Genomic DNA, 7,260 nt, shown 5'->3' with positions numbered 1-7,260 from the left:
TGGTCCAGACGGCAGTCCCGGCGCTCGATCAGGTCCTTGAGCCGGCCCGGCGTCGCCACCACGACTTCCGCACCCGAACGCAGCGCACCCGCCTGCCGCCCGATCGACATCCCGCCGACGACCGTCGCCAGCCGCAGCCGCAGGGCCCGGGCATACGGGGTCAGCGCATCGGTGACCTGCTGGGCCAGCTCACGCGTGGGGACGAGGACCAAAGCGAGCGGCTGGCGGGGCTCGGCGCGGCGGCCCGCCGTGCGGGTGAGCATCGCGAGGCCGAAGGCGAGGGTCTTGCCGGAGCCGGTGCGGCCACGGCCGAGCACGTCACGGCCCGCGAGCGAGTTCGGCAGCGTCGCGCCCTGAATGGGGAACGGGACGCTGAGGCCCTGCTGGGCGAGCTCGGCCAACAGCTGGGCAGGAAGCGCGAGTTCGGCGAAGGCCTCGACGGCGGGCAGCGCCGGGGTGATGGTGACCGGCAGCGCGAACTCGCCCTGGGGGCCGGAGGAGCGGCGGCCGTAACCGCCCGAGCGGCCCGAGGAGCCGGAGCGGCCGGAGGAGCCGAACCGGCCGGAGCCGCCGGAAGAGCCGGAGGAGCCGAAGCGGCTGCCGCCGCGCGGGGCGCCGGAGCCGCCGGAGTTATTGGTGCGGCTGTAGCGATCGTTCGTACGGGTGCGGTTCATGCGGAACCTTCCTTGATACGGCACGCATCGAGGAATTCCCGGGAGAAAGCACAGTACGGGGAATCGCAAGAACGAGCCGGGCGGATGCGAAAGCGCATCGGGCCGAATTCGATATTCGGGGCGCATCGCTGTGATGAGGTGCGAAGAAAATCCCGGGCGCCGTGGGCGGGCGGTCCCTGCCGTGCGGCGGGGCGCGCGGTCGATCCGGGGTGGTGCGGTGCTGCTCGGGGTGCTGCGTGGGGTGCGTTCTCGCCGGTCAGGTGCTCACGGCGGAACGGGCGCGAAGCCGTCGTGGCGGGCGCGAGGGCCAGCGGGACGGGCGGTCGGGCCCGAAAACGCGACGAGCCGGGGCCCGCACCCCAAGGTGCGGGCCCCAGCTGCGAAGTGCGTGTCGACGATCAGGCCGGAACGATGTTCTCGGCGGTCGGGCCCTTCTGGCCCTGCGCGATGTCGAAGTTGACCTTCTGGCCTTCCTGGAGCTCACGGAAGCCCTGGGCGGCGATGTTCGAGTAGTGGGCGAACACGTCCGGACCGCCACCGTCCTGCTCGATGAAGCCGAAGCCCTTTTCCGCGTTGAACCACTTCACGGTACCTGCAGCCATGTCATTCTCCTTGGGGCAATTTCGGAGACCACGCCGTGCGGACTCCGCGTCACTGTGATGATTGCCCTGCTGGGAACCACAACTGCAACTGATATCGACAGTAGCACGGCGCAATCGCAGAAGCATGGTCAATAATTCTGCTCGGCCGGTCGCGCGAGAAATTCTGGTGAGGCCGCGACAATTAATTCTTGTGCGGCCGTGACAGATATACGCGCACCGCGGCGAGGGCCGGACGGCGTTTTCCGGTGCGGCACAACGGCCCCCGGACGTCAGGCGGGTTGGGCCGGGAGGGGTCCCGCGGGCCGTGCGCTGACTACTCTGCACGGGTGACCACCGAGTTGACCTTGCTTACGCGCGTCGCCTACCGCGGCCAGGAGGTGACCGCGCCCCGGCTGCGCGGGCTCCTCGCGCTGCTCGCCGAGGACCTGCGGGCCGGATGCAGCACCGGGCGGCTCGTCGAGGGGCTGTGGGACGACGAGCTGCCCGAACGGCCCGGCAAGGCGGTGCAGGTACTGGTGTCACGGCTGCGCTCGCAGCTCGGCCCCGACGTCGTCGCCAGCACCCCGGCCGGCTACCGCCTCGCGCTCACCGAGGAGCAGGTCGACAGCTCGGCCCTGCCGCTGCGCGCGGCGGCCGCCGAGGCGCGGGCCCGCGCCGGTGCGCACGGCGATGCGCTCGCCGAGGCGGAGGCGGGGCTCGCCCTGTGGGACGGCGTCGTCGCGAGCGGGGACGGCGAGGACCTGCACGACCCCGTGGCCGCGCTGCGCCGCGCGCGCGGCGGCGCCCACCGCACCCTCGTGCGCTGCCGCGCACTCGCGCTCGCCCGGCTCGGCCGCAAGGCGGACGCGGTCCGGCCGCTGGCCCAGCTCGCCCGTGAACTGCCGCGCGACGAGGAGGTGTTGGCTGAGCTGCTGCGCTGCGAGGCCGCCACCGCGGGACCGGCCGCCGCCCTGACCCGGTACGACCTCTACCGCCGCGCCCTGCGCGACGAGCTCGGTGCCGACCCGGGGCCCGAACTGGCCGCCCTGCACCAGGAGTTGCTGCGCGGCGAGGCCCCCCTGGTGCGCCACGGGGTGCTGCACGAACCGAACCCGCTGCTCGGCCGGGACGGCGACCTCGCGGCGATCGCCGGACTCCTCGACCGCGCCCGGGTCGTCACCGTCGCCGGCCCCGGCGGCCTCGGCAAGACCCGGATCGCGCACGCGGTGGGCCGACGGGCCACCCAGCGGGTCGTGCACTTCGTGCCGCTGGCCGGTGTCACCGCCGACGACGACGTGGTGGCCGAGGTCGCCTCGGCGCTCGGCGCCACCCCGGCCCGCAACCTGCCCGGGACCGCCGGGGTCGTCGCGGGCATCGTCGGGGCGCTCGGCCCCGGCCCCGCGCTCCTGGTGCTCGACAACTGCGAGCACGTCATCCGGGGCGCCGCCGAACTGGTACGGGCCCTGGTGTCCGGCTCCAAGGAGCTGCGGGTGCTCGCCACCAGCCGGGCGCCGCTCGGTCTGACCTCCGAGTCCGTGTACGCGCTGCCCGAGCTCGGCCTCGTCTCGACGGTCGAGCTGTTCGCCCAGCGGGCCCGGGCCGCGCGGCCGGACGCCGAGCTGCCCGTGGGGGCGGTCGAGGAGCTGTGCCGCCAGCTGGACGGCCTTCCGCTCGCCGTGGAGCTGGCGGCCGCGCGCGTACGGGTGCTCTCCGTGCCGGAGATCGCGCGGCGGCTGCGGGACCGGTTCGCGCTGCTGCGCGGGGGCGGCCGTGACGTGCCCGAGCGGCACCGCACCCTGCGGGCCGTCGTCGAGTGGAGCTGGAACCTGCTCGAACCCGAGGCCCAGGCGGCCCTGCGGGTCCTTTCGGTGTTCCCCGGCGGCTTCAGCGAGGACGCGGCCGAGCACGTCCTGGGCGACGACGACGCGCTGTTCCTCCTGGAGCAGCTCGCCGACCAGTCGCTGATCAAGGCGGCCGACACCACGTCCGGGGTGCGCTTCCACATGCTGGAGACCGTGCGGGAGTTCAGCGCGGGGCGCCGGGAGGGGGCCGCCGAGGAGGAGGCCGTCACCGACCGGTTCCTCGCTTGGGCGAGGGACTTCGGCCGGGCCCACCACGACGCCCTGTTCAGCCCCGACTCGCTGCGGTCCTGGGAGCTCACCCGGCGCGAGCAGGACAACCTCTCCCTCGCGCTGCGGCACGCACTGGCCCGTGACGACGGGCCCACCCTCGCGGGCCTGACCGCCGTGCTCGCCTCGCTGTGGGCCACCGACTCCAACTACAGCCGTCTGACCGGCCTCGCCGCGGACACGGCGGGACCGCTCTCGCACTTCCGCCCCGGCCCCGACGACGTCGAACCCGCCCGCAGCGCGGCCGTGGTGTGCACGCTCAGCCTCTTCATGGGCTACGGACCGCACGCCGTAAGGCAGTTGGTGACCCTGCGCCGGCTGCCGCCCGCCGAGCCCGACACACTGATGCGGGCCCTCGACGCGGTCCTTCGCGCCCTGCCCGAGGTGCACCCGCCGCACTACACGAGGCTGCGGGAGCTGTGCGCATCCGGGAGCGCCCTGCTCGCGGGTGTCGCCGAGTGCTTCGCCAGCTATGTGTGGGAGTACGAGCGCGATGTGGACCGCGCCCTCGAATCGGCCCGCCGCGGGCTCGACGCCCTGACCTCGCTGGGCAATCCGGCCACCGAGATGCTGGGCCACGGCCGTATCAGCGAGCTGTGCCTGCAGACCGAGCGCGGCGAGGAGGCGTACCGGCACCTGATGGCGTCGATGGACGTACTGGAGCGGACCGGCGACTGGGCGGACGCGGCCGGCTGGTACGACTCGGCCGGGGTGCGCTGGTCGCTGGTCCTGGCGTGCCTGCAGCGCGGCGAGCTCGACGAGGCCGAGCGCTGGCTGGAGCTCGCGGCCCTGGAGCAGCCTCCGGAGGTGGCCAAGGTGTTCAGCGCCGAACTGGGCTCCCGGGCGGAGATCGCCCTGCTCAGGGGGCTGACCGAGGTGGGGCTCGGGCTGTGGCGGCAGGCGGTGGTGCAGCTGCGCGAGGCCGACGCGCTGTATCCCGACGACCCGTTCGTGGGCACGTGGTCGCTGCAGATCCAGTCGACGGCCGTCGCCGCGCACGCCCGGCACGGGCGCCTCGAACCGGTCGCGGACCTGGCGGACGAACTGGCCCGGCGGGCAGGGGAGTTGCTCTCCCGTCCGCGGGACGAGGGCAGCCCGGCCGAGCTGCCGGTGTCCGGCACGATGCTGCTGGCCATCGGCCTGGCCGAGCTCGCGCGCGGCAGGACGAAGGGGGTGCGGCTGCTCGCGCTCGCCGAACGGATGCGGGTGCACCGGGACTTCCCGACGATGTCCGCGGCCCGGGCCCGGCAGTCGGCCGAGGACGCCGACGGGGCGGCGTACGCCGACGCGGTGTCGGAGTACGCCGCCCTGGGGCGCGAGGCGTTGGAGGAGACCGCCGTTTCGGTGCTGCGCGGCATCAGCGCTGCGGGTCGCTGTTGAACTTGGCCTTCGACCAGAAGTAGCCGAGCACGGTGAGCCCGAGGGACCAGCCGATGGCGAGCCAGCCGTTGTTGCCGATCTCCGTGCCGAGGAGCAGGCCGCGCAGGGTCTCGATGGCCGGGGTGAACGGCTGGTACTGGGCGACCGGCTGGAACCAGCCCGGCATCGAGTGCAGCGGCACGAAGGCGCTGGACAGGAGCGGCAGCAGGATCAGCGGCATCGCGTTGTTGCTGGCGGCCTCGGCGTTCGGGCTGATCAGGCCCATGCCGACGGCGATCCAGGTCAGCGAGAGGGCGAAGAGCACGAGCAGTCCGAAGGCCGCGAACCACTCGATCACGGTGGCGTCCGTGGAGCGGAAGCCGATGGCCACGCCGACGGCGCCGACGAGGACCACGCTCAGGACCGACTGCAGGACGCTGCCGATGACGTGTCCCACGATCACCGAGCCGCGGTGGATCGCCATGGTGCGGAAGCGGGCGACGATGCCCTCGGTCATGTCGTTGGAGACGGAGATCGCGGTGCCGACGACGGTGCTGCCGATGGTCATCAGGAGCAGACCGGGGACGATGTAGGCGATGTACTTGGCGCGGTCGGGACCGCCGCCGCCGATGCCCACGCTCATGGTGTCGCCGAAGATGTAGACGAAGAGCAGCAGCAGCATGATCGGCGTGAGCAGCAGGTTCAGGGTGAGCGACGGATAGCGCCGGGCGTGCAGGAGGTTGCGGCGCAGCATCGTCGAGGAGTCGCGCAGGGCGAGGGAAAGGGAGCTCATCGCTGGTTCTCCTTCAGGGCGGCCGGGACGGTGGCGGGGCCGGTGGTGGGGTGGCTGGTCAGGGCGAAGAAGACGTCGTCGAGGTCCGGGGTGTGCACGGTCAGCTCGTCGGCCTCGATCTCGGCCGAGTCCAGCCAGTCGAGGATGGCGCGCAGCTCGCGCTGGCTGCCGCCGCTCGGGATCTGCAGCGAAAGCGACTCGTCGTCGCGGGTCGCCTCGCGCAGGGCCGAGGCCGCGTTCTCGTAGGCCCGCGGTCCGGTGAACCGGAGCCGGACGTGGCCGCCGGGGACGAGCCGCTTGAGCTCGTGCGCGGTGCCCTGGGCGACGAGCTTGCCGCCGTTCAACACCGCGATGCTGTCGGCCAGTTGGTCGGCCTCGTCGAGGTACTGGGTGGTGAGGAACACGGTGACGCCGCCCGCGACCAGGCCGCGGATGATGTTCCACATGTTGTGCCGGCTGCGCGGGTCGAGTCCGGTGGTCGGCTCGTCGAGGAAGATGATCCGCGGGCTGCCGACCAGGGTCATCGCGATGTCGAGGCGCCGGCGCATGCCGCCGGAGTAGGTGGAGGCGGGCTTCTTCGCCGCTTCGACCAGGTCGAAGCGCTCCAGGAGTTCGGCGCCGACCCGGCGGCCCTCGCGGCGCGACAGGTGGTTCAGGTCGGCCATGAGGAGCATGTTCTCCTCGCCGGTGATCAGGTTGTCCACCGCCGAGAACTGCCCGGTGACCCCGATCGCGGCGCGTACCGCCTGGGGGTCGGTGGCCAGGTCGTGGCCGCCGACGCGCAGTGTCCCGGCGTCGGCGGAGACGAGGGTGGAGAGGATCTGCACCGCGGTGGTCTTGCCCGCGCCGTTCGGGCCGAGCAGCGAGAAGACGGTGCCGGCCGGGACGGCCAGGTCGATGCCGTCGAGGACCGTCTTGTCCCCGTAGGCCTTGCGAAGCCCGGTGGCCTCGATGGCGAGTTCGTGCGTCGTCGTTGTCATGCCGCAGAGCTTGCGGCCGACCCGGTTCAGGGCGGTTTCAGGCCGGTTTCAGCAGCTCTCGCGGGGTGAGAGCGCGGTGGGTGAGGCTGCCCGTGGCAGGGGCGGGCGTCCGGCATACAGTGGCGCGACCATACGGAGTCGAGGTCGGGGGAGTGTCATGACGGTCCGCCTTGTGCTGGTGTCGCCCGCCTTCAGCCGGGCCCTTCGGGAGGCGCGCTTCGACGACGGCGGCCCGCTGGAGGACGCCGGGCTCGCCGCGGCCCGGGCGGCGGCGGACTCGCTGCCCGCCGTCGGGCGGTTGCTGACCTCCCCGACGGCCCGCTGCCGGCAGACGGCGGCGGCGCTCGGCCCGGGCGCCGCGGACGTGGCCGAGCTGGCCGCCCTCGACGTGGGCCGCTGGCGCGGGCTGACCCTGGACGAGGTGGGCACGGCCGAGCCCGAGGCGGTCGGCGCCTGGCTCGGTGACCCGTCGGCCGCGCCGCACGGCGGCGAATCGGTGGCGCAGCTGTGCGCGCGCGCGGCCGCCTGGCTGGACGGGGCCGCCGAGGACGCCGGGCGCACCCTCGCGGTGGTGGAGCCCGAGATCGTACGGGCCCTGGTGCTGCGGGCGTTGGACGCGCCCCTGTCCGCGTTCTGGCGGATCGATGTGCCCCCGCTGACCGCGACGGAGCTGAGCGGCCACGCCGGCCGCTGGAACCTGCGGGCGGGGCGGCCGCTGTGAAGGCGGGGGGTCGGCCCCGGCGC

Annotated in this window: 6 protein-coding genes; 2 read left to right on the top strand and 4 right to left on the bottom strand. The window is 73.4% G+C overall.

Features of this window, described 5'->3' with window-relative positions; translation table 11 throughout:
- Both IE267_RS37580 and IE267_RS37575 read right to left on the bottom strand, forming a co-directional pair.
- The coding region (locus IE267_RS37580; protein WP_189766331.1) for a DEAD/DEAH box helicase at positions 1–674 on the bottom strand (674 nt) is incomplete at its 3' end.
- Between the two features lie 398 nt (positions 675–1,072).
- Entirely contained in the window at positions 1,073–1,276 is a 204-nt protein-coding gene (locus tag IE267_RS37575) for a cold-shock protein (RefSeq protein ID WP_031141049.1), read from the bottom strand.
- Between the two features lie 326 nt (positions 1,277–1,602).
- Between IE267_RS37575 and IE267_RS37570 the strand changes: the two genes are divergently transcribed.
- A complete protein-coding gene (locus IE267_RS37570) occupies positions 1,603–4,764 on the top strand; it encodes an ATP-binding protein (protein ID WP_189766330.1) in 3,162 nt (1,053 codons plus the stop codon).
- Here IE267_RS37570 and IE267_RS37565 read toward each other — a convergent pair.
- Together IE267_RS37565 and IE267_RS37560 are read right to left on the bottom strand one after the other, a co-directional pair.
- The gene (locus tag IE267_RS37565; protein WP_167158699.1) at positions 4,742–5,536 is read right to left on the bottom strand and encodes an ABC transporter permease; all 795 of its coding nucleotides are present in this window, start codon (positions 5,534–5,536) and stop codon (positions 4,742–4,744) included. The genes IE267_RS37570 and IE267_RS37565 overlap by 23 nt on opposite strands.
- Positions 5,533–6,516, bottom strand: a complete 984-nt coding sequence (locus tag IE267_RS37560; RefSeq protein ID WP_189766329.1) for an ATP-binding cassette domain-containing protein — start codon at positions 6,514–6,516, stop codon at positions 5,533–5,535. Before IE267_RS37560 ends, IE267_RS37565 begins: the two co-directional genes overlap by 4 nt.
- Positions 6,517–6,673: 157 nt before the next feature.
- On the opposite strand from IE267_RS37560, the gene IE267_RS37555 reads away from it, so the two are divergent.
- Positions 6,674–7,237, top strand: coding sequence for a histidine phosphatase family protein (locus IE267_RS37555; RefSeq protein WP_189766328.1), 564 nt, complete (start codon positions 6,674–6,676; stop codon positions 7,235–7,237).
- The last annotated feature ends 23 nt before the right edge of the window (positions 7,238–7,260 follow it).

This window comes from Streptomyces xanthochromogenes (genome assembly GCF_014650455.1).
GTDB classification, from domain to species: Bacteria; Actinomycetota; Actinomycetes; order Streptomycetales; family Streptomycetaceae; genus Streptomyces; species Streptomyces xanthochromogenes.
The sequence above is the reverse complement of the archived record's forward strand: the minus strand, read 5'-3'. Positions and strand labels throughout refer to the sequence as shown.

What these genes read in the sequence shown, in the direction of transcription:
- IE267_RS37575 (WP_031141049.1), bottom strand. Translation starts at nt 1,276, where the DNA reads ATGGCTGCAGGTACCGTGAAGTGGTTCAACGCGGAAAAGGGCTTCGGC.
- IE267_RS37565 (WP_167158699.1), bottom strand. Translation starts at nt 5,536, where the DNA reads ATGAGCTCCCTTTCCCTCGCCCTGCGCGACTCCTCGACGATGCTGCGC.
- IE267_RS37560 (WP_189766329.1), bottom strand. Translation starts at nt 6,516, where the DNA reads ATGACAACGACGACGCACGAACTCGCCATCGAGGCCACCGGGCTTCGC.
- IE267_RS37555 (WP_189766328.1), top strand. Translation starts at nt 6,674, where the DNA reads ATGACGGTCCGCCTTGTGCTGGTGTCGCCCGCCTTCAGCCGGGCCCTT.